This is a genomic window from Streptomyces sp. NPDC034099 (assembly GCF_055575415.1).
Window position 1 is genome coordinate 107,574 of record NZ_JBVISR010000008.1, and the last position, 24,188, is coordinate 131,761.

Sequence of the window (24,188 nt, forward strand, 5' to 3'; positions counted from 1 at the left end):
GTCCCCCTCCCCCGTTCCACCCGTTCTCCGGGAGTCACCGCATGACGACGCTCACCACGACGCCGGACGGGAGCGCGGCCCCGCGGTCCGCCCCGCCCGCCTCCCCCGCCCCGGCCGCGCGCCGGCCCCGGCAGGGCGGCACCGTCCTCGCGGTGCCCGCGCTGGTGTGGTACCTGGTGTTCATGGTCGGGCCGCTGCTCGCCATCTTCGTGATCGCGGCCCTGCGCTGGCCGGGCATGCTCCAGCCGGTCTCCTTCGCCGGTCTCGACAACGCCCGGGTGGTGCTGGACGACCCGGTGTTCTGGGACGCGGTCCGCAACACCGCCGTGCAACTGGCCGTCGCCGTCCCGGTGATGATCGTCTGCGCGTACATGCTGGGGTACTACGTGGCCCAGCGGCCGCCCGGTCACCGGGTCATCCGGTACCTGCTCTTCATCCCGGGGCTGATCTCGACCCCCGCGAAGGCGATGGTCTTCTACGCGGCCCTGTCACCGGACGGCCTGCTCAACGGCGGGCTGGAGAGCGTCGGCCTCGGCTCCCTCGCCGACGCCTGGCTGGCGTCGCCGTCCACGGCCCTGGCGTGTCTGATCGCCCTGGACATCTGGGCCGGCATCGGCTTCACCGCCGTACTGTTCGCCGCGCGGCTGGGCAGTGTGCCGGACGAGCTGGGGGAGGCCGCGCAGCTGGACGGGGCGGGGCACTGGCGGACGATGTGGTCGGTCCACTTCCCCGTCATCCGTGACTACGTCGGCGTGGTGACGATGCTGCAGTTCCTGTGGACGCTGTTCGGCTCCGCGCAGCACGTGCTGCTGCTCACCCAGGGCGGTCCCGGCACGTCGTCCACCACGCTGTCGTTCCTCGTCTACCAGAAGGCGTTCATCGCCGCCGACCTCGGCTACAGCCAGACCGTCGGCGTCCTCCTCTTCCTCGTCGGACTCGTCGGGCTGCTGACGATCCGCCGTGTCTTCCGCCAGAACTACTGATCGGAGCAGCACTGATGAAGCTCGGCAAGCGCTGGCTCCCGGCCCACATCCTGGTGTGGACGTACGCGGTGCTGCTCGTCGTCCCGCTGTACTACTTCCTCGCCTCGGCGTTCAAGTCGAACGACGAGATCTTCGCGCACCCCTTCGCCCCGCCGTCCTCCCTGGGGCTCGGCAACTTCCGCACCGCGTTCGAGAGCGCGGACCTCGGGCTGGCGGTCGTCAACTCGGCGCTGGTGACGGTGTTCTCGCTGGCGCTCACGCTGCTGCTGGCGATCCCGGCCTCGTTCGCGCTGGCGCGTTCGACGGGGCGGCTGGCGGGCGTGGTCGAGAAGGTCTTCTCGCTGGGCTTCCTGATCCCGACGTTCGCGGCGCTCTTCCCCACCTTCCTCCTGGCGGCGGCCACCGGGCTGTTCCACACCCGGATCTTCATGGTGCTGTTCCTGCCCGCGACGGCGCTGCCGCTGTCGGTGGTGATCCTGGTGCAGTTCATGCGCACCATCCCGCCGGAGATGGAGGAGGCCGCCCGGCTGGACGGGGCGTCCACCTTCGCGGTGCTGCGGCACGTGTACACGCCGATGTGCCTGCCGGGCATCGCCACCGTGCTGCTGCTGAACTTCCTGACCTTCTGGAACGAGTACCTGTACTCGCTGGTCATCATCGGCCCCGACCCGGCGCAGCGCACGGTCCAGGTGGCCCTGCCCACGCTGAAGTCGATCACCGGCACGGACTACGGCGTGCTCACGGCGGGTACGGTGCTCACCCTGGTGCCGGTGTGGCTCGTCTACACCCTGCTCCAGAGGCGCATGCAGCAGGCCCTGGTCAGCGGGGCGGTGAAGATGTGAGCGTCTCCGCCGAGCGGTCGGGACGCCGGCCCACCATCAAGGCGGTCGCGGCGGCGGCCGGGGTGTCGACGGCCGCCGTGTCCCAGGCCTTCAACAACAAGGGCCGGCTCTCCGAGGCGACCCGCCGCCGCATCCTCGACACCGCGCTGGAGCTGGGCTGGTCGCCCAGTGCCTCCGCCGCGGCGCTGCGCAACGCACGCACCCGCAGTCTCGCCCTGGTGGTGCGGCGCCCCACGGACGTGCTGGGCTCCGACCCGCACTTCAGTGAGCTGATCACCGGCATAGAGGGCGAGCTGGCGCCGCGCGGCTACGGTCTGCTGCTGCACCTGGTCAGCGGTCACCGCGAGGAGAACGCGCTGTACGAGCGGCTCGCGGCCGAGGGCCGGGTGGACGGCGCCGTGCTCACCGACGCCCGCGACGACGACGCCCGGCCCGCGCTGCTCGCCCGCCTCGGACTGCCCGCCGTACTGCTCGGTTCGCCCGACGACACGGCCGTCGTCCCACGCGTCGGACTGCGCGACCAGGGCGCGGGGATCGCCGAGGCCGTCACGCACCTGCTGGGCCTCGGCCACCGGCGCGTCGCCTACGTCAGCGGGCCGCCCGAACTCCAGCACACCCGCGTGCGCCGGGCGGCCTTCGAGGGCGCCCTGCGCGAGGCGGGGCTGCGCCCGTTCGCGGTGCTGCCCACCGACTTCAGCGAACGGCGCGCCGTCGGCGCCACCGAGGCGCTCCTCGACTCCGCCGACCGCCCCACGGCGATCGTGTACGCCAACGACTCGATGGCGGTCTGCGGCATCGGCACCGCGCAGCGCGCCGGGCTGGTCGTGCCCCGGGACGTGTCCGTCGTCGGCTACGACAACCTGCCGCTCGGTTCCTGGCTCCACCCGCGGCTGACCACGGTCGACCAGCAGGTGCAGCGGGTGGGCGCGGCCGCCGCGCGCATGCTCCTCGCCCTGTGCGGCGAGGAGGTCGAGGACACCGCCCTCGCCGAACGGCCCCGCCTGGTCGTACGCGAGTCCACGGGGCCCGCCCTCACCTGACCACCACCCCGGGCCGCGGCACACCGCGGCCACGCACCCACCGCACCCCCACCACCCGAGAAGGACCATGCGACGCCACAGCGCCCAGCTCACCCACCAGACCGACGTACTGCCCTGGCTCGGCGCCAACTTCTGGTCCCGCACCGGCGGCCCGCTGATGTGGCGGAACTACGACCCGAAGACCGTCCGCGAGGAACTCCGCGTGCTCGCCGACCACGGCCTCAACACCACCCGGTCCTTCTTCTACTGGCCGGACTTCCACCCGGAGCCCGACCGCGTCGACGACGAACTGTGCGCGCGCTTCGAGGACTTCCTCGACGCGCACACGGAGACGGGCATGGGGACGATACCCACCTTCATCGTCGGCCACATGTCCGGCGAGAACTGGGACCCCGCCTGGCGCGGCAACCGTGACCTGTACGAGGACGTGTGGATGGTCGGACGCCAGGCGTGGTTCGTCTCCCGCATGGCGCGGCGTTTCAAGGACCACCCGGCGGTCACGGGCTGGCTGATCACCAACGAGATGCCCGGGTACGGGCGGATCTACCAGGTCGACCCGCCGTCCTCGGACGTGGTGACCGCGTGGGCGCAGGCGATGTGCAACGCGGTGCGGGCGACGGGGGCGACGCAGCCGGTGTCGCTGGGCGACGGGGCGTGGGGCATCGAGGTCACCGGCCGCGACAACGGCTTCTCGCTGCGGGAGACGGCCGAGTACGTCGACTTCGTGGGCCCGCACGTGTACCGCTCGGACACCGACCGGCCGCGGCAGCACTACCGTGCCGCCTTCGAGTGCGAGCTGGCCGCGGTGACCGGACAGCCCGTCGTGCTGGAGGAGTTCGGGCTGTCCACCGACACGGTCTCGGCCGCCAACGCGGGGATCTTCTACCGGCAGACCCTGCACAACTCGCTGCTGGGCGGGGCGACCGGCTGGCTCGCCTGGAACAACACCGACTACGACGACCTGTGGGACCGGTCCCCCTACGACCACCACCCCTTCGAGATGCACTTCGGCATCACCGACTCCGCCGGAGCGCCCAAGGAGCCGCTGCGGGAACTGGCCGCCTTCGCGGAGGTGCTGAAGGCGGTGGACTTCTGGCGCTGCTCCCGCACGGACGCGGACGCCGCCCTGGTGGTGCCCGCCTTCCTCGAACGGGGTTATCCCTACAGCCGCCCGGCCGACCGGCCGCTCATCTTCACGTCCCTGCACCAGGGTTACGTCACCGCGCGCGCCGCCGACCTGCCGGTGGCCCTGACCCGTGAGGCCGACGGACTGCCGGGCGAGGCGTCGCTCTACCTGCTCCCCGCCACCCGGCAGCTCACCACCCGCACCCGCAGGGAGCTGGCCCGCCGGGCCGCCGAGGGCGCCACCGTGTACCTGTCCTTCTGCTCCGGCGAACACCCGGCCACCCGCGGCCCCTGGTTCGACGACCTCGACGGCCTCTTCGGCGTGGAGCTGCAACTGTCGTACGGCGTCGCCGAGCCGATCGAGGACGACGTGCTGGAGATGACGTTCACCGAGGACTTCGGCGACCTGCGGCCCGGCGAGGTGCTGCGTTTCCCGGTCGCGGGGAACGAGGACAGCCGCGCCTATCTGCCCGTCGTACCGCGTGCGGGCCGGGTCGTCGCGGTGGACGCCCACGGGCGGCCGGCCCTGATCGTCCATGAGACGGGGGTGGGCCGGACGGTGCTGGCCACCTATCCGCTGGAGCACATGGCGGCCCGCACGGCACGCGTCAACCCCGATGTCACGCAGCGTCTCTACGCCGCCCTGGCGCAGGTGGCGGGCGTGCGGCGGCCCGTCACGGTCGCCGATCCGCATGTGTCGGCGGACGTCCTCGTCCACGCCGACGGCCGCCGCTTCGTGTGGCTGGTCAGCCAGAGTCCGCAGCGGCTCGTGGTCCGTCCGGCCGCCGAGGGGACGCTGCACGACCTGGCCGACGGCACCCCGGTGGAGGACGTGGCGCTGGAGGCGTACGGCGTAGTGGTGCTGGAGCTGCGATGACCCCGCCCCGTTACCGTGATCCCGCCGCGCCGGTGCCGGACCGCGTCCGCGACCTGCTGGGCCGCATGACCCTCGCGGAGAAGGTCGGCCAGCTCAACCAGCGCATGTACGGCTGGGACGCCTACGAACGCGCCGGGGAGGGGCACCGCCTCACCGACGCCTTCCGCGCGGAGGTGGCCGCCTTCGACGGCATGGGCGCGCTGTACGGGCTCCAGCGGGCCGACGCCTGGTCCGGCGTCGGCTTCGCCGACGGCCTCGACGCCCGGGACGGGGCGCGCACGGCGGCGGCGGTGCAGCGGTACGTCATGGACCACAGCCGGCTGGGCATCCCCGTCCTGCTGGTGGAGGAGATGCCGCACGGCCACCAGGCGCTGGACGGCACGGTCCTCCCGGTCAACCTCGCGGTCGGCGCCACCTGGGACCCGGAGCTGTACGCGGACGCGGTGGCCGGTGCGGCCGCCGAACTCCGCGCGCGGGGCGCGCACATCGCGCTGGTGTCGGCACTCGACCTGGTGCGTGATCCGCGCTGGGGGCGCAGCGAGGAGTGCTTCGCCGAGGACCCGTACCTCGCCGCGCGGATGACCGGGGCGCTCGTCGAGGGCGCGCGGCGGGCGGGGGTGGCCGTGGTCCTCAAGCACTTCGCCGGGCAGGGTGCCACGGTCGGCGGCCGCAACAGCGCGGCGACGGAGCTGGGACCGCGGGAACTGCACGAGGTGCATCTGGCGGCGGCCCGGGCCGGGGTGGCGGCGGGAGCGGCCGGGGTGATGGCCGCCTACAACGAGTTCGACGGGCTGCCCTGCGCCGCGAACCGGTACCTGCTGACCGACCTGCTCCGCACGGAGTGGGGGTTCGAGGGCGTCGTCATGGCGGACGGCACCGCGGTGGACCGGCTGGTGCGGCTGACCGGCGATCCGGTGTCGGCGGGCGCGCTGGCCCTGAACGCGGGATGCGATCTGAGTCTGTGGGACGACTCCTTCACCCGGCTGGGCGAGGCGGTGGAACGCGGGCTGGTGTCCGAGTCGGCGCTGGACGCCTCGGTGGCACGGGTCCTCGCGCTGAAGTTCCGCCTGGGCCTGTTCGAACAGCCCCTGCCGCCGGCCCGGTCCGAGGCCGCGGGTCTGCCGGACCCGGCCGAGCTGGGCGAGCGCCTCGCCCGTGCGTCGGTGACCCTGCTCGCCCACGAGGGCGGCGTGCTCCCGCTGTCCCGTGCGGCGCGGCGGATCGCGGTTCTCGGCCCGAACGCCGACTCGCTGTCCCAGCAGATCGGCGACTACACGGCGCCGCAGCGGCCCGGCGTGGGGATCACCGTCCTGGAGGGCATCCGTGCGGCGGTCGCGCCCGGTACCGAGGTGGTGCACGGGCGGGGGTGCGGCCTGGTGGGTGACGAGGTGTCGGACGTGCCGGCGGCCGTCGGTCTGGCGGCCGGCTCCGACGTGGCCGTACTGGTACTGGGCGGCTCCAGTGCCCGCTCCGCGGACACGGTCTTCGACGCGAACGGGGCCGCCGTCACGGGTGCCGGAACGCCGTCCGGCATGACCTGCGGCGAGGGGGTCGACCTGGCGGACCTTGCGCTGCCGCCCGCGCAACGGGCCCTGCTGGCCGCGGTGTCGGCGACCGGGACCCCGGTCGTGGTGGTGCTGGTCCAGGGCCGCCCGCACGCCCTGCCCGAGGTGGACGCGCCCGCGGCGGCGGTGCTGAGCGTCTGGTACCCGGGGCCGCGGGGCGGGCGTGCCGTGGCCGAGGTGCTGTTCGGCGACGCCGAGCCCCGCGGCAGACTGCCGGTCTCCGTGCCCCGGTCGGCCGCCCAACTGCCCGTCCACTACAACGGCAAGGACCACCGCTACCGCGGTTACGTCGACCAGAGCGCCGGTCCGCGTCATGCCTTCGGGCACGGCCTGTCGTACACGAGCGTCGCGTACGGGGTGCCGAGGCTGTCGCGCTCCCGGGTCGGTGCGGACGCACCGCGTCTGACCTGCCGGGTCACGGTCCGCAACACCGGGGCCCGGCCGGCCGAGGAGACGGTGCAGCTGTACGTGCGCCGGCTGTCCGGGGGCACGTCCTGGCCGCGGGTGCGCGAGCTGCGGGGCTTCGTCCGCCTGGGCATCGCGCCCGGCGACGAGGCCGAGGCGGTCTTCGAGGTGGGCCCGGACACGCTGGCCTCGGTGGGGCGCGACCTCCGGCTCGCCGTGGAGCCGGGGGTGGTCGAGCTGGAGACGGGCCCGTCCTCCGACCGGACGACGGGCGCCCGCCTCGAGATCACCGGCTCGGAATCGAAGGCAACTTAGGCTAGCCTTACCTTCATGGCGAAGGTTCGGCGGCTCACCCCCCAGCACCCGGAGATGTTCCGCGCCCGCGTGGTGCGGACCGAGCGGGTCTCCCCGTCCATGCGGCGCGTCACGGTCACCGGACCGGGGCTCGGCGGCTTTCCGTGGCTGGGGTACGACCACTGGTTCCGTCTGTTCCTCCCGCTTCCCCACCAACGGGGGCTGCGACTGCCGGAGTTCACCGGCTCACAGTGGTGGCGGCCGTACCTCGCCATCCCGGAGGACGAGCGACCGCACTGCGCCAACTACTCCGTGGCCGACTACCGCCGGACGACGGCCGAACTGGACATCGACTTCGTCGTGCACCGGGGCCCCACCGGCGAGATCGAGGGCAGGGCCGCGCTCTGGGCCTGCGGTGCCCGGCCCGGGGACGCGCTCGCCCTGCTCGACCAGGGCATCCTGTTCGACTGCCCGCGGGACGCCTCCGAGGTCACCGTGGTGGCCGACGAGACCGGACTGCCCGCCACGGCGAGCATCATGCGCTCGCTCCCCCAAGGCACCGTGGGACGCCTCATCCAGGAGATCCCCACCGACGCCGACCGCCGCGAGCTGGACGCCCCGGCCGGCGTGGCCGTCTCCTGGGTCGTGCGGCGGGACAGCGCCTCGGTCCCCGGCGCCGCCGCGCTGCGCGAGCTGCACCGGCTGACCCGCGCCGACGCGGCGGGATACGCCTTCGTCGTCGGCGAGTCGACCCTGGCCACCGAGGGCCGCAGGCACCTGCACCGCCTGGGACTGCCGAAGGAGCGCATCACCTTCTCGGGGTTCTGGAAGCACGAGGCGATGGCGGCGGCCTGACCCCGGCCGTACTCGCTACGCCTGGGCGCCCTTGACGCGCTGGTAGTGCCGTCGGGCCTTCATCCGGTTCCCGCACTCGGCCATGGAGCACCAGCGGGCGCTGTTGGGCTTGCTCCGGTCGAGCAGGAAGCGCCGGCAGTCCGGGTTGCCGCACGGCTTGAGCCGTCCCGGCCGGGTCGCCTCGACGTGCGCCCAGGTCAGCAGCAGCTCCACGGCCAGCCGGTGGGCGTCGGGGACCCGGAGGGTCCATTCCAGGGTGCCGCCCTCGAAGGCCGGCACCCTGCTGACACCGTCGAGGAACTCGCTCAGGCACTCGGGGTCCCGCCGCCCCCGGACGACGTCCTGGAGGACGTCCCGCGCGGCGACCAGGAAGGCGGCCTCCTCGTCCGACCCGGTCCCGCCGTGGGCCCGCGCCCACGCGCGACCCTCCGCGGGCGTGCCCAGGGCGTCACTCACCGAGCCCCGCACGACGGGAGTCGTGTTGAGCAGTTCCAGGAGGACGTCCTCCGCGGCCGTGCCGGTCACCGCCTTCACCCCTAACCGTTTCGTGGACATTGGCAGGTTACAACACGCTCACCTAACCACTTAAGCTCGCTTGACAGGTTAGCTCAGGAGTGCTGGACTCTAGCTAACCGCCAAAAACAACTTTAGGGGTTTCCATGAGTGTCGCCGTGCACCACAGGACCACTGCCGTCGACGGCCTGGACGTCTTCTACCGGGAGGCCGGTGACCCGCAGGCGCCCACCGTCGTGCTGCTGCACGGTTTCCCGACGAGCAGCCACATGTTCCGCGACCTGATCCCGAAGCTCGCCGACTCCTACCACGTGATCGCACCCGACATGATCGGCTTCGGATACTCGTCCATGCCCGCGGCGGACGCGTTCGACTACGGCTTCGACTCCCTCACGGACGTGACCGTCCGCCTCCTGGACCTGCTCGGCGTGGAGCGCTTCGCGGTGTACGTGCAGGACTACGGGGCACCGGTGGCGTGGCGCATCGCCCTCCGGACCCCGCACCGCATCACCGCGATCGTCACGCAGAACGGCAACGGTTACACCGAAGGCCTCGTCAAGGAGTTCTGGGACGGGCTGTTCGCCTACACCGACGACCCGACCCCCGAGACGGAGGCTCCCGCCCGGGCCGCGATGTCCCCCGAGGCGATCCGCCGGCAGTACCTGAACGGGGTCCCCGACCAGAGCCTCGTCAGCCCCGACACCTGGAACCTCGACCAGGCCCTGCTCGACCGGCCCGGCAACGACGCCGTCCAGCTCACGCTGTTCCGCGACTACCCGTCCAACGTCGCCCTCTACCCCCGGCTCCAGCAGTACTTCCGCGACACCCGGGTGCCGCTGCTGGCCGTGTGGGGCGCGAACGACGAGATCTTCGGCCCCGAGGGCGCCCACGCGTTCCGGCGCGACCTGCCGGACGCCGAGATCCACCTCCTGGACACCGGGCACTTCGCCCTGGAGACCCACCTGGAGGAGATCGCCGGGCACATGCGGGACTTCCTCGCCCGGGCCGGGAAGTAGGGCGCCCCGGCGGTCAGGATCCGGCCGGCCGGCCCAGGACGTGCGGCGCGAGGATGTCGGCCACCGTCCGGTTGCGCGGGACGGGGACGCCCAGCCGGTCGGCGAGGTCCACGACTCCCCCGCTGAGCCAGGGCAGTTCGAGGCGGTTGCCCTTCTCCAGGTCGTTGTGCATGGAGGAGGTCATGTCCGCGGGGAGCGTGTCGCAGAAGTCGAGCCGGTCCTCGGCGAAGCCGCCGTCCAGCCGCACCCCCGAAGCCCGCGCCACGGCCACCGTCTCGGCCATGACGTCGTACAGGAGCCGTCGGCTCCGCTCGTTGGCGCGGACGACGCCGATCGGCCGGCGGACGGCCGTCGTGGTCGCCGACAGACCCACGAGGAACACGAACTTCTCCCAGATCGCCCTCTCGATGTCGTCGCTCTCCTCGACGTCGACCCCGGCGTCCCGGAACGCGGCGAGCACGGTCCGGCTGGTCGCCGACCGGCCGGACCGGTAGGGGCCGAGGACGACTTTCTGCAGGGTGCTGTTGTGCCTGACCACCCCGGGTTCCTCGATGAAGGCGGAGATGAAGCAGACCCCGCCCAGGACCTGCTCGTCCGTCAGCCGGCCGCGCAGGACGGCGTCCTTGTGCACCCCGTTCTGCAGTGACAGCACCGCAGCCCCGTGCGCCGCCGAGGACCGCAGCTGGTCGGCCACGGCCTCGGTGTCCCACAGTTTGACGGCGACGAGGACCAGATCGGTGGGGCCCAGCTCCGAGATGCTCCCCACCACGGAGTCGGGCGAGGTGCGCAACTCGCCCAGGGGGCTGTGGACGACCAGGCCGGTCCGGCGCATGGCCTCCAGGTGCGCGCCGCGGGCCACGAAGGTGACCTCGTTCCCCGCGGCGGCCAACCGGGCCCCGAAATAGCCTCCGACGCCGCCCGCTCCGATCACCGCGACACGCATGGCTCCGCCCCCTCTTGGTAACCGTTCGAACGGTTACCATCAAACCATGGATGTCGTACGGCACGAGCCCCGCAGAAGAGTCACCGCGCAGGCGCGGGAGCTTCGTTTCGACGCCGGAACCCTGTGCCTGGACCTGGTGGCCACCGTGGGCCGCAGGCCCGAGGCCCCCGTCGAGCGGATGGGCGACGCCTCGCGCCTCGAAGCCTGGTGCCGGGGCGTCGGGGTGGCGCTGGAGGACGGGTACGACCCCGAGGACGTCCTGCGCTCGCTCCACGCGCTGCGCGCGGCCGCCCACGACATCGCCTCCGGCGCCGTCGACGCGCACCGGCCGCGCCAGCAGTCGGTCGACCTGGTGAACCTCCTGGCCAGGACCGAACCCCCGGCACCCCGACTGGAGTTGACGGCCGACGGCGCGTGGGTCCCGAAGGAAAGCCGGACGCTGACCAAGGAGGCCCTGCTGTCGCTGGTCGCGCGGGACCTGATCGATCTCATGACCGACGGTGCACGCCGGTCCCGGCTGACCGCCTGCGCCTCCGAGACGTGCCGGATGCTCTGCCTCGACTCCGGTGCCGGACGGCCTCGGAAGTGGTGCTCCATGCGCCGCTGCGGCAACCGGGCCAAGGCGGCCGGCCACCGCCTGCGGGCATCGGCGCCCTGAGGGCGCCGCGCCGCCGCACCGGGGCTACGCCTTCACGAAGGCCAAAAGGTCGGGGTTGACGACCTCGGGATGGGTCGAGAGCATGCCGTGCGGAAGCCCTTCGTACGACTTCAGGGTGCCGTTCGCCAGGAGTTCGACCGACTTCGGTGCCGCGTCCGCGTAGGGCACGACCTGGTCGTCCGTTCCGTGCGCGACGAGGACCGGGACGTCGATCCGCTTGAGGTCCTCGGTGAAGTCGGTCTCCGAGAACGCCGCGATGCACTCGTAGTGGGCGTTGGCCGCGCCCATCATCCCCTGCAGCCACCAGCGGTCGATCAGTCCCTGGGAGACCGTCGCGCCCTCCCGGTTGAAGCCGTAGAAGGGACCGGACGGCACGTCGATGTAGAACTGCGCGCGATTGGCGGCGAGGGCCGCGCGGAACTCGTCGAAGACCTCGATCGGCAGACCCTCGGGGTTGGCCTCGGACTTCACCATCACCGGGGGGACGGCACTGACGAGCACGGCCTTCGCCACCCGGCCCGGCTCGGCGCGCGCCACGTACCGCGCGACCTCGCCGCCGCCGGTGGAGTGCCCGATGTGCACGGCGTCCCGCAGGTCCAGGGCCTCGGTCAGCGCCGCGACGTCGGCGGCGTAGGTGTCCATGTCGTGGCCGGTGGACGGCTGGTCGGAGCGTCCGTGGCCACGGCGGTCGTGGGCGATCACGCGACAGCCGTGGGAGAGGAAGAACAGCATCTGGTTGTCCCAGTCGTCGGCACTCAGTGGCCAACCGTGGTGGAAGACGACCGGCAGGCCGTCGCGCGGGCCCCAGTCCTTGTAGAAGATGTTCGTGCCGTCGGAGGTGGTGACCGTGCCCATGGCTCATCCTTCCGCGTGTAGGGCGTGTACGACTGATCCGCGCCAGCCACGTTACGCCGATAACCGGCATACCTCATTTTTCACCCATACTGATCAGATCGCGAGGGACCGGATGACGGAGGAAGCCATGGCAGCGGGGCCGCACAGGGTGGGCTTCCTCGTGTTCGACGGCATGAAGCTGCTCGACCTGTCGGGGCCGGCGGAGGTCTTCGGCGAGGCCAACCGGTTCGGCGCCGACTACCGGCTGGGCATCGTCTCCGCCGACGGGTCGCCGGTGTCCTCGTCCATCGGCATGCGGGTCACCGCGGACACGGACGCGCAGGCCGCCGCCTACGACACGCTGGTCGTGGTCGGCGGCGACGCGTTGCCCGGCGCCCCCGTCGACCCCGCTCTCCGCGCGGCCGCGAGGGCACTGGCGGGCCGGGCGGGGCGCGTCGCCTCGGTGTGCACCGGCGCCTTCGTCCTGGGCGCGGCCGGGCTGCTGGAGGGCAGGCGCGCGACGACGCACTGGCAGCACACCGCGACGCTGGCCCGCCGCTGTCCGGCCACGCGGGTCGAGGCCGACGCGCTCTTCGTGCGGGACGGCAGCACCTACACGTCCGCCGGTGTGACCGCGGGCATCGACCTCGCCCTCGCCCTGGTGGAGGACGACCACGGCCCCGCCCTGGCCCGTGAGGTCGCCCGCTCGCTGGTGGTGTACATGCAGCGGGCCGGCGGCCAGTCGCAGTTCTCCGCCTCGCTCCAGGGCCCGGCTCCCCGCACGCCGGTGCTGCGGCTGGTCCAGGAGGCGGTGCAGGGCGACCCTGCGGCGGACCACGGCCTGGAGGCGCTCGCCGCCCGTGTGCGGGTCAGTCCGCGGCATCTGACGCGCATGTTCCGGGCCGAGCAGGACACGACGCCGATGAAGTACGTGGAGCTGATCCGCTTCGACATGGCCAAGGCCCTGCTCGACGCCGGGCACAACGCCACGGAGGCCGCCACCCGATCGGGGTTCCCGAGCTACGAGAGTCTGCGCCGGGCCTTCTCCCGGCACCTCGGGCTGTCCCCCATCCGGTACCAGCAGCGCTTCGGCACCACCACGCGGGAGTCATGACCGGTTCCGAGGGGTTCATGGCCATCGGGCAGCGGACGCGGCCCGGCCGTCCGGCGCAAAGTGGGAACGACACGACAGGCACCGTCCCGGGAGGACCACCATGACGGAGACCATCGCCGGAATCGACATCCCCGACAGCACGCTGGCGCGGGAGGCAACCGAACTCGTCCGCGACACCACACCGCCGCTGATCTTCCACCACTCGCGCCGCGTCTACCTGTTCGGCAGTCTCCAGGCCGCCGCCCTCGGCCTGCGGCCGGACCCGGAACTGCTGTACGTCGCCGCGCTCTTCCACGACACCGGTCTGGTGCCGCCCTACCGCGGCGACGACCAGCGCTTCGAGATGGACGGCGCGGACCAGGCGCGGGCGTTCCTGCTGGCCCACGGCGTACCCGAGGCCGACGCGGGCACCGTGTGGACGGCCGTCGCGCTGCACACCACCCCGGAGGTCCCCTACAAGCTGGCGCCGGAGATCGCGGCGACCACCGCGGGCGTCGAGACGGACGTGCTCGGTCTGCACCTGGCCCGCATCACCCGGGCGGAGATCGACGCGGTCACCGCCGCCCACCCCCGCCCGGACTTCAAGAAGCAGATCCTCCAGGCGTTCACGGACGGGTTCCGGCACCGCCCGGACACCACCTTCGGCACGGTGAACGCGGACGTCCTGGAGCACTTCGTGCCGGGCTTCCGGCGCACGGACTTCGTCGAGGTGATCGAGAACTCCGCCTGGCCGGAGTGACCCCTCCCCGGGACTCCTAAGGCCTGGGGTTCCTGCGCGGGGAGAGGGTGGCGTTGGGGAGCACGGGCGCCGGGAGGCGGTCACCGGGGTAGCCGTCGACCCGGCCGAAGCGTCCGGAGTCGTTCTCCCAGTCCGCGCGGGCCCGCGCGATCTCGTCGTGCGACCGTCCGACGAAGTTCCACCACATGACGATCTCCTCGGGGAAGGGAGGACCGCCCAGCACCAGCAGCCGGGCGGCCGCGGGTGCCTCGTTCGTCAGGGTGAGGGCCCGTCGTCCCGGTGCGGTGTACGCCAGTTCGGCGGGGCCCACGACCGCGCCGTCGAGGCGCACGTCGCCGCTGTCGACGAGGACGCCGTGCTCGAAGCCGGGGTCGACGTCGAGGACCACGGTGGCGCCCGGGTCCAGGGTCACCTCGGCGCCGAGCAGGGGTGTGAAGGTGTCGACCGGCGAGGTGGTCCCGGCGAGCGAGCCGAGGAAGACCCGCGCCTCGCCGCCGTCCAGGGCGACCGGGGCGGGCACGTGGTGCTGGAAGTCCGGGGCGGTGTCGCGGTGCTCCGAGGGCAGCGCCACCCAGAGCTGGACGCCGTGCAGGACCGCGGTGTCCGGCGTGGACACCTCGGAGTGGCTGATGCCGTGGCCGCCCGTCATGAGGTTCACCTCACCGGGCCTGACGAACGCGTGGCTGCCCAGGCTGTCCCGGTGCTCGATCACCCCGCTGAACAGCCAGCTGACCGTCTGGAGGCCGATGTGCGGGTGGGGCGCGACGTTCATGCCGCCCGACTCCGGAACCGCGTCGGGACCGTAGTGGTCGGCGAAGCACCAGGCTCCGATCAGTGTCCGGGCCCGTTGGGGCAGGGTGCGGCGCACCTTCATGGCGCGCGGACCGCCGAGCGGGACGTCCCGTGCGGTCAGGATCTCCACGCCGGCGGCGGGCGCTCCGCCCTCCGGTGCTCCGCACCTGACTTCGGCGGGATGCGCTTCCGTGTTGCTCACCGCTCCGTCCTCCCACTCGACCCTGAAAGTTTCACTTTCAACTTCTATGGTTCGATGATAGGCCGTGACAAACGCCGGCGCGCAACGGAGGCACCCCACATGACGCAGACGCCTGTACGCACCGAGGCAGAGATGCCCGGAGGCGCTGACGAGCGGCGCGTGTTCATCGACAAGCAGAGCCCCGAGGCCTACACCGCACTGCGCGCCACGGCGGAGGCGGTCCGGGGGGTCGCCGACGCGGCCGGGCTCGACCGGGTCCTCGTGGAACTGGTCAACATCCGCGTCTCGCAGCTCAACGCCTGCGCCTACTGCCTCAACGCGCACACCAGGGCCGCGCTGCGGGGCGGCGAGACGACCCAGCGGCTCGGGGTGCTGCCGGCCTGGCGCGACACCGAGCTGTTCTCGCCCGCGGAACGCGCCGCGCTCGCCCTCGCCGAGGCCACCACGCATCCCGCCGACGCAGGCGCGCAGAGCGCCGCGTACGCGCAGGCGCGGAGTGTCCTGTCGGACGACCAGATCTCCGCCGTGATCTGGGTGGCGATCAGTATCAACGCCTTCAACCGGCTCTCCGTCCTGAGCAAGCACCCGGTGCGCGGCGCCTCGCGCGCCTGACCCTCGGTGCGCCCGACCGCCGGCGCCTCCGCCCCGTGCGACCGCTCCGGCGACATTCGTACAAGACCCGTGACCGGCACCGGGCGCACCATTCCGGCATGAGTCAGTACGACGCCGATCTCTCGCACGGCATGCACGTGGTGCACGACGGCCCGCCGCAGGCGCCGCCCGTCCTGCTCATCCACGGTTCCGGTGCCTCGGGCGCCTCGTGGGGCCCGGTGGTCCCGGCGCTCGCCGAGCACCGTCACGTCCTGCGCGTGGACCTCCCGGGCTGCGGCAAGTCCCCGCCCGTCCCCTCCTACGACGTGCCTCGGCAGGCGGGCCGGGTGGCGGCGCTCCTGGACGACCTGGGGCTGGGGGCCGTGACGGTGGCCGGCCACTCCAGCGGCGGCTACGTCGCCACGGCGCTCGCCGAGCGGCGCCCCGACCTGGTCGGGGCGATCGCCCTGGTCAGTACGGGTCCGAGTCTGGACGCGCTCCTCCCCCAGCCGGTGATCCTCCGGCTGCTGCTGGCCCCGCCCTTCGGCCCGCTGCTGTGGCCGCGGCGCACGGACGCGATGCTCCACAAGGCGATCGCCGCGACGGCCGCCGGTCCCGTGGACGTCCCGCAGGGGATGATCGACGACGTGCGGGACATCTCGTACCGCTCCTTCAGAACGGTGGCGCGCGGGAACACCGCCTACCTCGCCGAGCGCGGCGTGCCCGAGCGCCTCGCCGCCCTCACCGTCCCGGTGCTGGTGCTCTTCGGTGCCGCCGACCCGCGCTGGGATCCGTCGTCGGCGCACCGGTACGAAGCCGTGCCGAACGCGCGGCTCGAGCTGCTGCCGGGCGTCGGACACCTGCCGCCCCTGGAAGCACCCGGGCCGACCGGCGAGTTGCTGCTCGGTTTCACCGCCCGGGGCGCGGACCTCCCGACCCTCGGCCCCGAGACCTAGACTGGTCGCGTGTTGTCCACCGAGACACCGACCGGGGCACCGCCCGACTGGTCGATCGTGGACGTCGCGGTCCCGCACCCCTCGGCCCGGCTCGCGGGAATCAGCATGGCCGGGTTCAGCCAGCACGTGTCCGCTTTCGTGGACATGGCCATGGTCGCGCATCCGTCCGTCACCCTGCTCATCGACCTGAGCGACGGGGAGGGCATCCTGTACGGCGCCCGGGGCCGGCACGGGCACGGCAGCTTCGTCGTCGGGCTCGCCCCTGGCGGCCTCAGGGTGGCGGGCCGGGTGGGCGCGTGCCTGCAGATCCGGCTGGAACCGGCGGTGGCCGCCGCGGTGCTCGGCCCGTCGGCGGCGCTCGGCGGGAGGGTGGAGTCGTTCGAGGACGTCTGGGGCCGCGAGGCGGAGCGGGTCAAGGACGAGTTGCGCGCCGCCGGATCGTGGGACGAGCGGTTCGCGCTCGCGGCGGGCCTCCTCCGCCGACGCATGGCGGACCGGGCGCCGGTCGATCCTGAGGTCGCGCACACCTGGCGGACGACGCTCGCGGGCCGGGGGCGCGTACGGGTCGACGCTCTGGCCGAGGAGGTCGGCTGGAGCCGCAAGCGGCTGTCGGCCCGGTTCCACGCCCAGCTCGGCATCACACCCAAGCGGGCCGCCCGGCTGGTCCGGTTCGACCATGCCGCCCACCTGCTCGCGGGCGGCATGGCCCCGGCCTCCGTCGCCTTCGAGAGCGGCTACGTCGACCAGTCCCACCTGCACCGGGAGGTCAGGGCGTTCACCGGGCTGACCCCCACGGCCGTGGCCGGCGCACCGTGGCTCGCGATCGACGACGTCGCGTGGCCGGTCTCGTCACCGGCGCGACCGGTGGGATCCGCGGGGGCCGTACCGCGTCGAATGGCACCTCCCGGCCGGGCGTGGAATCGTGGACGGACGGCATTCACGGATGCCCGCTGACACGGACGCGCACGGAGCAGACGGCTTCCGAAGGAGGCACGCATGTCCTCGAAGCGACGCCGGAAGAAGAAGGCACGCCGCAACCACCCCGCCAACCACGGACGGCGGCCCCAGTCCTAGGGCACCCGTCCGGTACGTCCCCCCGGCCCGCGCGCCGGGGGGACGCGGCCGTCAGTGGCCCGCGACCGTTCCCGACAGCTCGTTGGTCCCCTTCGGCAGGGTGACCGAGGTGCGCTTCTCGCCGGTGTCGAGATCGATGGCGTGCACGGCCTTCTTCCCCGGTTCGGACACGTACGCGGTGTGGTCGCGGACGAACAGGGTGGGCCGCGCCTGCTGCCAGTCCAGGGGTTCCTGCCACTCCCCCACGGCCGGGATCCTCTTCCGCACCGTGCCCTTGTCCGGGTCGATGACGTGGAGGGCGCCGTCGGTCCCGAGGACCAGTGCCTCGCCGTGCGGTCCACGGGCGAGGGAGCGGAACGAGTAGCTGGTGCCCAGCTCCACCAGGCGCAGCTTCGCCGTCTCGGTGTCGATCAGGGACACGCGGGTCGGCCGTTCCAGCTCGGCGTCCGGGTCGGTCTTGTAGTCACCGAGGAGTACGGGGGACGCGTCGCTGCCCGCCTGGTTGCCGATCCGGCCGTAGTCGTCGGGGGCGTCGACCTTGGTGAAGCGGCCGTCCTTGTGGATCAGGACGCCGTCCTCGCAGCCCAGGGCGACCGCCTCGCCCCGGGCGGCTGCCTCCCCGTGCACGCCCGGGCAGTTCTCGTCGCGGGCGATCTCCTTGTTGTCCTTGTCCAGGACCAGGGCACCGGTCCGTTTCTCCTCGTCCCCGAGGGTGGTGAGGAGTCGCCCGTCGCTGAGTTCGATGGCGACGCCGTGGTGGGCCCGCGCGGACCTGTAGGTGCGTCCGCGCGGCTTCTCGCCGGCGCCCAGTTCGCCCGGTTCGAAGACGTTGACCTCGCCGGTGCCGTCGGTGAAGAGCACCGTCTTCCCGGCGTGGCGGACGACATGGCCGGGCTTCGCGCCCTTGTACTCGATGCCGGTGAGGGTCTGTTCGGTGGCGTTCAGGAGGCGGAAGCCGCTGTCGGTGGAGACGACCACGTGGTCGTCGTCCCCTGCCGGGTTGACGCGGTTGAAGCCGGGCAGGTCGATGGTCCTGGTGAGTTCGAGGGTCTTGCCGTCGAGGACGTACAGGCCGCCGTCGAAGGTGGCGACCAGCGGGTCCCGCACCGAGGCCGTGGGCGTGGCGGCCCCGGCGCCCTGGGACTTGGCGCCGGACGAGGAGGTGTCGTCTCCTCCGCACGCGGTCAGGACCGTGGACACCGCCAGGGCGAGTGCCGTCCCGGTGAGGGCCCTGGTGCGTATGGACGTGTTCAACTGTGCGTTCCTTTCGGGCTGCCGACGGTCAGTCCGTCGGTCATGGCGGTGGTGTTGGCGCGCATCATCCGCAGATACGTGGCGGCGCCCCCGTTCTCGGCGGTCAGGGACTCGGAGTACAGCTCCACGACCCGCACCCCGTCGCCGAGTTCGGTGCGCAGGACCTCGGCGAGCCGCTTGGGCTGCGAGGAGTCGGCGAACACCGTCCGGACCCCGGCCTTCTCCATGGCCCGGGTCAGCGAGCGCAGGTCGGAGGAGCTGGGGGAGGCCAGCGTCGTGCCGCTGGGGATCACGGCGCCGATGACGCGGAAGCCGAAGCGGTCGGCGAGGTAGCCGAAGACGTGGTGGTTGGTCACCAGGTTGCGCCGGTGCTCGGGCACCCGGTCGAAGGACTTCTCCATGAAGGCCGTGAGGTCCTCCAGTTGCGCGTCGTAGCGGGCGGCGTTGGCCTGGACCGCCTCGTCGTCCACGCCCTTCACGTGCTCGCTCACTCGGTCGGCGATGAGGCGTGCGGCGGTGCGCACGCGGTCGGGATCGGTCCAGAAGTGCGGGTCGGGCTGCCCCGCTTCCCCCTCGGGTCCGCCGTCCGCTCCGGTGTGGAAGGTGAGGGGGTCGACGGCCCTGCCGGCCTCGAAGGTCGCCACTCCCGCCTCGCGGGCGGCGTCCACGTGCCGCAGGACGTTCTCCTCCAGGCCGAGACCGTTGAAGACCACGAGGTCCGCGCGCTCCAACTGGGCGGCCTGCGCGGCCGACAGTCCGAAGGAGTGCGGGTCCGCGTCGGGCTTCATGAGGACCGTGACCTCGGCCTGGTCACCGACGACCTGGCGGGTGATGTCGCCCAGGATGTTGGTGGTCACGACGATGCGGGGCTGTTCCCCCGTGCCGGTGCAGGCCGTGGCGGTGGCGGCCGCGACGAGGGCGAGCAGGCCCATCAGGAGGCGGCGCAGCCGTGCGGCCCGGATCCGTGCGCGCGTCGTCCCCCTCATCGGCCGGTCTCCGCCATCAGGCCGGGTGCGATGTCGAGGCCGAAGGAACGCGCGACGCGCAGGTCGTCGTTGTAGTCGATCTCGTACACGCGTCTGCCGGTGCGGTCGTTGACGTAGGCGCGACTGCGGTCGACCTCGACGACGGGTGCGCCCGCGCCGGTGGCCGCCTTCCCGGCTCCGGTCAGGAGGGGCTCGGTCCGGGCCGTGTGCCTGCCGGTGGCGATGTCGTAGCCGTGCAGGGCGCCGTCGGTCTCCAGGACGAGCAGCGGGGAGCCCTCCCCGGCGGTGTTGGCCGCCAGGACCGGCCCGGTCCTCACTCGGGTCCAGGCACGGTCGGTCACGTCCAGCACCCACACGGCCCGCCGGCCGGCGGGCGCCGTCAGGGTGTCGCTGCCGGCCCGGTGGCGGAAGGCCGTCGCCCGTTCCTTCTCGGGCACGTCCTGTCCGTACGGGATCCTCTCGGCCGTGAACACCCCGTCCTCGGCGCTCACGAGCAGGGCCCCGTCGGCGCACCCCAGGACGACGCCGCGGCGGGTGACGGCGTCGCCCCGGGGCCGCTCGCACGTCGCGTCCGGCGAGGCGACGGGGCTGCCCTCGCGGTCGTACACCGTGACCTCGGCGGAGTCGTCGTCGCCACTGAGCGCGACCAGGTGTTCCCCGTACGGGACGACGGCGCCGGCGTGCACCCCGGCGAGCGTCCGGGCGGGCCCGACCTCGCCCTCCTCCAGTGCCGTCCGGTCGTACAGCGTCGTCCGGCCGTCCCGGTCGGTCACCGCGGTCACCGTGACGTCGCTGCGGATCTCGGCGTCGCGGCCGGCCGGGAGGTCGCCGACGTCACGTATCGCCGCCCGGTAGTAGTGCACGTGGTCGCCGTGGTCCACCATCCAGGCACCGCCGTCGACGACGTGCGCACCGCGGTCGGTGTGGAAGAAGCCGAAGCGGCCGTCGGTGCTCAACCCGGCGGCACCGGTCACTGGCGCCGTCTCGTGCACCTTGCCGGTGACGAGGTCGAGCACCCGGCTCGCGCCGGTGCCGGGGTCGCCGAGGAGCAGCCGGGACTGTTCCTCGGCCGCTTCCCGCGCTCCTTCGACGTAGCCGTGCGGGGTGGCGGACGACTCGGTCGCCGCCGGCTCCGGCCCGTCGTCCGCCCGCCCCGAACAGCCCGTGGCGAGCAGCGCGGTGGTGAGGACGAGCGCGGTCGGGAGCCGACGCGTGGTGTTTCTGCGGACGGTGGGGTCCATCGCCTCGGATTTCCTTCAGTCGACTGTCGGGACGGGGGCGGCGGGGCGGGCACGCAGGTGCCGCAGGCCGGACGCCGCGTGGGAGAGGAAGAACAGGGCCACCGCCACGGCCGAGACGGTCGCACCGGCGGCGGTGCTCAGATGCCAGGACAGGAGCAGCCCGGCGAACGTGGCGGTGACGCCGAGGAGTGCCGCGAGGACCATGACGCCGCGCACTCCGCGCGCCCAGGGCAGGGCCGCGGCCGGCGGTGCGATGAGCAGGCCGAGGACGAGCAGGGTGCCGACGATGTGGAACGAGGCCACGATCGCGAGGCCCAGCAGGACCAGGAGCACCGCGTGGGCGAGCCGGGGACGCAGGCCCAGGGTGTGGGCCTTGCGCGGGTCGAACGCGAGGGCGAGGAAGGCCCGGTGACCGAGCACGGCGACGAGCAGGGCCACCAGCAGTGCGGCGCCCAGCAGGAGCAGGTCCTGTTCGCGGACGGCGAGGACGTCACCGAAGAGGAAGCCGGTCAGGTCCACCGCGAAGGACTGCGACCGCGACACGATGATCACGCCGAGCGAGAGCATGCCGACGAAGAGCAGCCCTATGCCGGTGTCCTGGGAGAGCCGCGGGGTGCGTCCGAGCACGGTGACGCCGGCCGCCATGACGGCCGCGCTCGCGACCGCCCCCAGCAGCAGGTTGCCGCCGAACAGCGCCGCGAGCGCGACCCCGGGCAACAGCCCGTGGGACATGGCGTCACCGAGGAAGGCCATCCCCCTGAGCACGACCCAGGTGCCGGCCAGCGCGCAGATGGCGGACACCAGGATGCCGCCCCACAAGGCTCGTTGCACAAAGGTCACTTCGAACGGGGCCGTCAACCAGTCCATGCGGAGGACACTACAATGAAAATCATGTTCAACAAATCCCGTCCTTCGCCCTCCGCCACTCCGGGGCGGACGTCGCACGCCCGTCTGACCGGGCTCTGCGCCGGCTATCCGGGGCGCCCCGTACTGCGGCAACTCACCTGCGAGATACCGGCGTTGGCCGTCACGGCGCTCGTCGGCCCGAACGGCAGCGGCAAGTCGACGCTCCTCGGCGTGCTGGCCGGTGTGATCCGTCCGACATCGGGAGACCTTCACCGGTACGGCGAGCGGCCGCCTGCCTACGTGCCGCAGCGTGGCGCCGTCGCGGACGCCCTCCCCCTGACCGTCCGGCAGGCCGTGGAGATGGGGCGGTGGGGTGAGCGCGGGCCGTGGCGCCGGCTGAAACGCCGGGACCACCTGGTCGTGGACTCGGCGCTCGACCGGCTCGGCGTCGCCGACCTCGCCCCGCGTCAGCTCGGGGAGCTGTCGGGCGGTCAGCGACAGCGCGCGCTCATCGCCCAGGGGCTCGCCCAGCAGTCCGACCTGCTCCTCCTGGACGAACCGACCACCGGCCTGGACCCGGAGGCCCGGGAGCGCATCACCGCGCTCCTGGCGGAGCTGGTGTCCGACGGCGTGACGGTCGTCCACGCCACGCACGACCTGGCGGCCGCACGCTCCGCCGAGGCCTGCCTCCTGCTGCGCGGGGGCGGGCTGGCGGGACACGGCCACCCCGGCCGGGTACTCACCACCTCGGCCCTGGCGGAGGTCTGGGCCGTTGCCGGACCCACGGGCCCTTGATAGTCAGGTGGTGTCCCGGAGGGTTTCGGCCCGCCCGAGCACCTCGTGACCCGACGGCCCGGAACCCACGCACCGGAGATGACCCCATGAAGATCCACCTCACCAGCGTCTTCGTCGACGACCAGGCGCATGCCCTGCGCTTCTACACCGAGGCGCTGGGCTTCCTGAAGAAGCACGACGTGCCGGTGGGGGCGGGCGGGGACCGGTGGCTGACTTTGGTCTCGCCCGAGGCCCCCGACGGGACCGAGCTGCTGCTCGAGCCCTCCGCCCATCCCGCGGTGCGGCCGTACCGGACGGCGCTGGCCGAGGACGGCATCCCGGCCGCGTCCTTCGCCGTGGACGACGTACGGGCCGAGTACGACAGGCTGCGCGGTCTCGGGGTGCACTTCACCCAGGAGCCGCTGGAGACGGGCGCGGTCACCACGGCGGTCCTCGACGACACCTGCGGCAACCTGATCCAGATCATGCAGGTCCAGTAGCGTTCGTCCAGGCGGCCGGCCGCCTCCAGGAGGGCACGCGTCCGGACGCGGCCGGGACTGCGTGACCGTCCCGCGGACGTCACCCGCGGGGCGGGCGGAACTGGGGTCCGTAGGCGCCCCGGGCGCCCGGGATGCCGGTTTCCATCAGCTCCAGGGCGGGGCCCTCCAGTCCGCGCATCGTCCGCACGGCCGAGCTCAGGGTGCGCGCGTCGCCGTGGGCCCAGGCCGCCTCCAGGGTGCTCAGCACCTTGGCGTAGGCGGTGTCGAACCGGTCGAGGAGGTCCGCCACCCGCTGCGGCGGATCGGGCCAGCCACCGGCCGGGACCCGGGCCATGGGGCGTGCGTCGGGGAAGGGCACGGGGGCGCCGGTGAACCGCCAGCCGTCGTCCTCCTGGCGCAGTTGCCGTCCGTGGTAGATCTCGCCGAAGGCGTAGTAGTGGGCCGGGTAGTCGTCGCCGAAGGCGTCCTCGGGGGAACTGGTGGTGCCCTCGCCCTGCTCCTTGATGATCTCGATCGCCCGCTCGACGCCGTCGAGGTCGGTGACGGGTTCCAGGACGTCTGAGCCGATGCGCTGGGACAACTGCCCACGGGACGACAGCGCGGGCGCCGTGGACCGGAAGGCGCGCAGCAGGTCGTCGTAGAAGTGGCCGATGCTGGGCGAGGTGTTCAGGCCGCGGGCGAGGGGCTCCTCAGGGGCCTCGATCGCCATCATCACGTCGTGCACGAAGGGCCTGGTGAGGCCGGAGAGGTAGACGTTCACCTCCTCGCGCACTCCGCCGGGGAGGGGGCCGGGGTAGGCGAGGGCCGCGTCCGTGATCCGCGGCCGGCCGCCCACGGCCACCAGCAGGTTGCAGACGACGCCCATGTGGTACATCTCGTCGCCGATGATGCGCCGGATCAGCCGTGCGACGTGGCTGGTGCGGTCACCCACGGACCACCATCCGCACAGGTAGGGCGGGATCGTGGCGAGTTCGAGTGCGACGGCGACCTGGAGGGCCTCGCGCAGCCAGTCGACGCCGCGGCCCTCTTCCGGGACGGCGAGCAGCCGTGCCACGGACCGGCAGCCGGACACGGTGCCCTCCGGCCGCCCGGCCGCCCGGGCGGGGGCGGTGGCCGAGACGGGGGCGGCCGCCGTCAGGACGGCCGACGCCATGAAGGTCCTTCGCCCG

General features: G+C 72.8%; 25 protein-coding genes. 16 read left to right on the forward strand and 9 right to left on the reverse strand.

What is annotated here, in order from left to right:
- Positions 1-41 precede the first annotated feature (41 nt).
- The 6 genes from ACZ56V_RS23180 to ACZ56V_RS23205 all read left to right on the forward strand — a co-directional run bounded on the left by ACZ56V_RS23180 (position 42) and on the right by ACZ56V_RS23205 (position 7,986).
- Complete coding sequence (locus tag ACZ56V_RS23180) at positions 42-983, forward strand: carbohydrate ABC transporter permease (RefSeq protein WP_356366872.1); 942 nt, start codon at positions 42-44, stop codon at positions 981-983.
- A 14-nt stretch (positions 984-997) separates the two neighbouring features.
- Positions 998-1,825 (forward strand): carbohydrate ABC transporter permease, encoded by an 828-nt coding sequence (locus tag ACZ56V_RS23185; protein ID WP_333750223.1) that lies wholly within the window; start codon positions 998-1,000, stop codon positions 1,823-1,825.
- Positions 1,822-2,865, forward strand: coding sequence for a LacI family DNA-binding transcriptional regulator (locus ACZ56V_RS23190; RefSeq protein WP_398908821.1), 1,044 nt, complete (start codon positions 1,822-1,824; stop codon positions 2,863-2,865). The genes ACZ56V_RS23185 and ACZ56V_RS23190 overlap by 4 nt, the downstream gene beginning before the upstream one ends.
- 67 nt (positions 2,866-2,932) lie before the next feature.
- Entirely contained in the window at positions 2,933-4,867 is a 1,935-nt protein-coding gene (locus ACZ56V_RS23195; RefSeq protein ID WP_468944822.1) for a glycoside hydrolase 5 family protein, read from the forward strand.
- Positions 4,864-7,152 carry a glycoside hydrolase family 3 N-terminal domain-containing protein gene (locus ACZ56V_RS23200; protein ID WP_468944825.1) on the forward strand — a complete coding sequence of 763 codons (2,289 nt, stop codon included), beginning with the start codon at positions 4,864-4,866 and terminating at the stop codon, positions 7,150-7,152. The genes ACZ56V_RS23195 and ACZ56V_RS23200 overlap by 4 nt, the downstream gene beginning before the upstream one ends.
- Positions 7,153-7,167: 15 nt before the next feature.
- Complete coding sequence (locus ACZ56V_RS23205; protein WP_468944827.1) at positions 7,168-7,986, forward strand: siderophore-interacting protein; 819 nt, start codon at positions 7,168-7,170, stop codon at positions 7,984-7,986.
- Positions 7,987-8,001: 15 nt separating this feature from the next.
- On the opposite strand, the gene ACZ56V_RS23210 is transcribed toward ACZ56V_RS23205, so the two are convergent.
- Positions 8,002-8,511, reverse strand: a complete 510-nt coding sequence (locus tag ACZ56V_RS23210) for a CGNR zinc finger domain-containing protein (RefSeq protein WP_468944830.1) — start codon at positions 8,509-8,511, stop codon at positions 8,002-8,004.
- 134 nt (positions 8,512-8,645) lie between these two features.
- On the opposite strand from ACZ56V_RS23210, the gene ACZ56V_RS23215 reads away from it, so the two are divergent.
- On the forward strand, positions 8,646-9,515 hold the full coding sequence (locus tag ACZ56V_RS23215) for an alpha/beta fold hydrolase (protein WP_468944833.1): 870 nt from the start codon (positions 8,646-8,648) through the stop codon (positions 9,513-9,515).
- 13 nt (positions 9,516-9,528) lie between these two features.
- Here the strand turns inward: ACZ56V_RS23215 and ACZ56V_RS23220 are convergent, their stop codons facing one another.
- Entirely contained in the window at positions 9,529-10,458 is a 930-nt protein-coding gene (locus ACZ56V_RS23220; protein ID WP_398908811.1) for a ketopantoate reductase family protein, read from the reverse strand.
- Between the two features lie 46 nt (positions 10,459-10,504).
- Between ACZ56V_RS23220 and ACZ56V_RS23225 the strand changes: the two genes are divergently transcribed.
- Positions 10,505-11,116 carry a CGNR zinc finger domain-containing protein gene (locus ACZ56V_RS23225; protein ID WP_468944836.1) on the forward strand — a complete coding sequence of 204 codons (612 nt, stop codon included), beginning with the start codon at positions 10,505-10,507 and terminating at the stop codon, positions 11,114-11,116.
- Positions 11,117-11,140: 24 nt separating this feature from the next.
- Here the strand turns inward: ACZ56V_RS23225 and ACZ56V_RS23230 are convergent, their stop codons facing one another.
- Positions 11,141-11,971 carry an alpha/beta fold hydrolase gene (locus tag ACZ56V_RS23230; protein WP_398908808.1) on the reverse strand — a complete coding sequence of 277 codons (831 nt, stop codon included), beginning with the start codon at positions 11,969-11,971 and terminating at the stop codon, positions 11,141-11,143.
- Positions 11,972-12,098: 127 nt separating this feature from the next.
- On the opposite strand from ACZ56V_RS23230, the gene ACZ56V_RS23235 reads away from it, so the two are divergent.
- Positions 12,099-13,064, forward strand: a complete 966-nt coding sequence (locus tag ACZ56V_RS23235) for a GlxA family transcriptional regulator (protein ID WP_468944839.1) — start codon at positions 12,099-12,101, stop codon at positions 13,062-13,064.
- A gap of 100 nt (positions 13,065-13,164) precedes the next feature.
- Positions 13,165-13,803, forward strand: a complete 639-nt coding sequence (locus ACZ56V_RS23240) for an HD domain-containing protein (protein WP_398908807.1) — start codon at positions 13,165-13,167, stop codon at positions 13,801-13,803.
- Positions 13,804-13,819: 16 nt separating this feature from the next.
- Here ACZ56V_RS23240 and ACZ56V_RS23245 read toward each other — a convergent pair whose 3' ends face one another.
- Positions 13,820-14,797 carry a pirin family protein gene (locus ACZ56V_RS23245; RefSeq protein WP_467380143.1) on the reverse strand — a complete coding sequence of 326 codons (978 nt, stop codon included), beginning with the start codon at positions 14,795-14,797 and terminating at the stop codon, positions 13,820-13,822.
- A 99-nt stretch (positions 14,798-14,896) separates the two neighbouring features.
- On the opposite strand from ACZ56V_RS23245, the gene ACZ56V_RS23250 reads away from it, so the two are divergent.
- From ACZ56V_RS23250 to ACZ56V_RS23265, 4 genes are all read left to right on the forward strand, one after another.
- A complete protein-coding gene (locus tag ACZ56V_RS23250; protein WP_468944843.1) occupies positions 14,897-15,409 on the forward strand; it encodes a carboxymuconolactone decarboxylase family protein in 513 nt (170 codons plus the stop codon).
- Positions 15,410-15,507: 98 nt separating this feature from the next.
- Entirely contained in the window at positions 15,508-16,344 is an 837-nt protein-coding gene (locus ACZ56V_RS23255) for an alpha/beta fold hydrolase (RefSeq protein ID WP_468944846.1), read from the forward strand.
- A gap of 9 nt (positions 16,345-16,353) precedes the next feature.
- Complete coding sequence (locus ACZ56V_RS23260; RefSeq protein ID WP_468944849.1) at positions 16,354-17,298, forward strand: helix-turn-helix domain-containing protein; 945 nt, start codon at positions 16,354-16,356, stop codon at positions 17,296-17,298.
- 42 nt (positions 17,299-17,340) lie between these two features.
- Positions 17,341-17,418, forward strand: a complete 78-nt coding sequence (locus ACZ56V_RS23265) for a hypothetical protein (protein WP_464863028.1) — start codon at positions 17,341-17,343, stop codon at positions 17,416-17,418.
- Positions 17,419-17,469: 51 nt separating this feature from the next.
- On the opposite strand, the gene aztD is transcribed toward ACZ56V_RS23265, so the two are convergent.
- The 4 genes from aztD to aztB are packed head-to-tail and all read right to left on the reverse strand — an operon-like array spanning position 17,470 to position 21,766.
- A complete protein-coding gene (aztD, locus tag ACZ56V_RS23270; RefSeq protein WP_468944852.1) occupies positions 17,470-18,672 on the reverse strand; it encodes a zinc metallochaperone AztD in 1,203 nt (400 codons plus the stop codon).
- On the reverse strand, positions 18,669-19,658 hold the full coding sequence (gene aztC, locus ACZ56V_RS23275) for a zinc ABC transporter substrate-binding protein AztC (RefSeq protein ID WP_467380137.1): 990 nt from the start codon (positions 19,656-19,658) through the stop codon (positions 18,669-18,671). The genes aztD and aztC overlap by 4 nt, the downstream gene beginning before the upstream one ends.
- Positions 19,655-20,899, reverse strand: coding sequence for a hypothetical protein (locus tag ACZ56V_RS23280; RefSeq protein ID WP_467380135.1), 1,245 nt, complete (start codon positions 20,897-20,899; stop codon positions 19,655-19,657). Before ACZ56V_RS23280 ends, aztC begins: the two co-directional genes overlap by 4 nt.
- A 15-nt stretch (positions 20,900-20,914) precedes the next feature.
- Positions 20,915-21,766: a zinc ABC transporter permease AztB gene (gene aztB, locus ACZ56V_RS23285; RefSeq protein ID WP_467380133.1), complete on the reverse strand. Its 852-nt coding sequence runs from the start codon at positions 21,764-21,766 to the stop codon at positions 20,915-20,917.
- Positions 21,767-21,781: 15 nt separating this feature from the next.
- Here aztB and aztA point away from each other — a divergent pair, with 15 nt between their 5' ends.
- Positions 21,782-22,540 (forward strand): zinc ABC transporter ATP-binding protein AztA, encoded by a 759-nt coding sequence (gene aztA, locus ACZ56V_RS23290; RefSeq protein ID WP_468944856.1) that lies wholly within the window; start codon positions 21,782-21,784, stop codon positions 22,538-22,540.
- An 86-nt stretch (positions 22,541-22,626) separates the two neighbouring features.
- Positions 22,627-23,019, forward strand: a complete 393-nt coding sequence (locus ACZ56V_RS23295; RefSeq protein WP_398908789.1) for a VOC family protein — start codon at positions 22,627-22,629, stop codon at positions 23,017-23,019.
- Between the two features lie 79 nt (positions 23,020-23,098).
- On the opposite strand, the gene ACZ56V_RS23300 is transcribed toward ACZ56V_RS23295, so the two are convergent.
- Positions 23,099-24,172: a ferritin-like protein gene (locus tag ACZ56V_RS23300; protein ID WP_398908787.1), complete on the reverse strand. Its 1,074-nt coding sequence runs from the start codon at positions 24,170-24,172 to the stop codon at positions 23,099-23,101.
- Positions 24,173-24,188 lie beyond the last annotated feature (16 nt).

What these genes read in the sequence shown, in the direction of transcription:
- ACZ56V_RS23180 (WP_356366872.1), top strand. Translation starts at nt 42, where the DNA reads ATGACGACGCTCACCACGACGCCGGACGGGAGCGCGGCCCCGCGGTCC.
- ACZ56V_RS23185 (WP_333750223.1), top strand. Translation starts at nt 998, where the DNA reads ATGAAGCTCGGCAAGCGCTGGCTCCCGGCCCACATCCTGGTGTGGACG.
- ACZ56V_RS23195 (WP_468944822.1), top strand. Translation starts at nt 2,933, where the DNA reads ATGCGACGCCACAGCGCCCAGCTCACCCACCAGACCGACGTACTGCCC.
- ACZ56V_RS23200 (WP_468944825.1), top strand. Translation starts at nt 4,864, where the DNA reads ATGACCCCGCCCCGTTACCGTGATCCCGCCGCGCCGGTGCCGGACCGC.
- ACZ56V_RS23205 (WP_468944827.1), top strand. Translation starts at nt 7,168, where the DNA reads ATGGCGAAGGTTCGGCGGCTCACCCCCCAGCACCCGGAGATGTTCCGC.
- ACZ56V_RS23215 (WP_468944833.1), top strand. Translation starts at nt 8,646, where the DNA reads ATGAGTGTCGCCGTGCACCACAGGACCACTGCCGTCGACGGCCTGGAC.
- ACZ56V_RS23220 (WP_398908811.1), bottom strand. Translation starts at nt 10,458, where the DNA reads ATGCGTGTCGCGGTGATCGGAGCGGGCGGCGTCGGAGGCTATTTCGGG.
- ACZ56V_RS23225 (WP_468944836.1), top strand. Translation starts at nt 10,505, where the DNA reads ATGGATGTCGTACGGCACGAGCCCCGCAGAAGAGTCACCGCGCAGGCG.
- ACZ56V_RS23230 (WP_398908808.1), bottom strand. Translation starts at nt 11,971, where the DNA reads ATGGGCACGGTCACCACCTCCGACGGCACGAACATCTTCTACAAGGAC.
- ACZ56V_RS23235 (WP_468944839.1), top strand. Translation starts at nt 12,099, where the DNA reads ATGGCAGCGGGGCCGCACAGGGTGGGCTTCCTCGTGTTCGACGGCATG.
- ACZ56V_RS23240 (WP_398908807.1), top strand. Translation starts at nt 13,165, where the DNA reads ATGACGGAGACCATCGCCGGAATCGACATCCCCGACAGCACGCTGGCG.
- ACZ56V_RS23250 (WP_468944843.1), top strand. Translation starts at nt 14,897, where the DNA reads ATGACGCAGACGCCTGTACGCACCGAGGCAGAGATGCCCGGAGGCGCT.
- ACZ56V_RS23255 (WP_468944846.1), top strand. Translation starts at nt 15,508, where the DNA reads ATGAGTCAGTACGACGCCGATCTCTCGCACGGCATGCACGTGGTGCAC.
- ACZ56V_RS23265 (WP_464863028.1), top strand. Translation starts at nt 17,341, where the DNA reads ATGTCCTCGAAGCGACGCCGGAAGAAGAAGGCACGCCGCAACCACCCC.
- aztC (WP_467380137.1), bottom strand. Translation starts at nt 19,658, where the DNA reads ATGAGGGGGACGACGCGCGCACGGATCCGGGCCGCACGGCTGCGCCGC.
- ACZ56V_RS23280 (WP_467380135.1), bottom strand. Translation starts at nt 20,899, where the DNA reads ATGGACCCCACCGTCCGCAGAAACACCACGCGTCGGCTCCCGACCGCG.
- aztB (WP_467380133.1), bottom strand. Translation starts at nt 21,766, where the DNA reads ATGGACTGGTTGACGGCCCCGTTCGAAGTGACCTTTGTGCAACGAGCC.
- aztA (WP_468944856.1), top strand. Translation starts at nt 21,782, where the DNA reads ATGAAAATCATGTTCAACAAATCCCGTCCTTCGCCCTCCGCCACTCCG.
- ACZ56V_RS23295 (WP_398908789.1), top strand. Translation starts at nt 22,627, where the DNA reads ATGAAGATCCACCTCACCAGCGTCTTCGTCGACGACCAGGCGCATGCC.
- ACZ56V_RS23300 (WP_398908787.1), bottom strand. Translation starts at nt 24,172, where the DNA reads ATGGCGTCGGCCGTCCTGACGGCGGCCGCCCCCGTCTCGGCCACCGCC.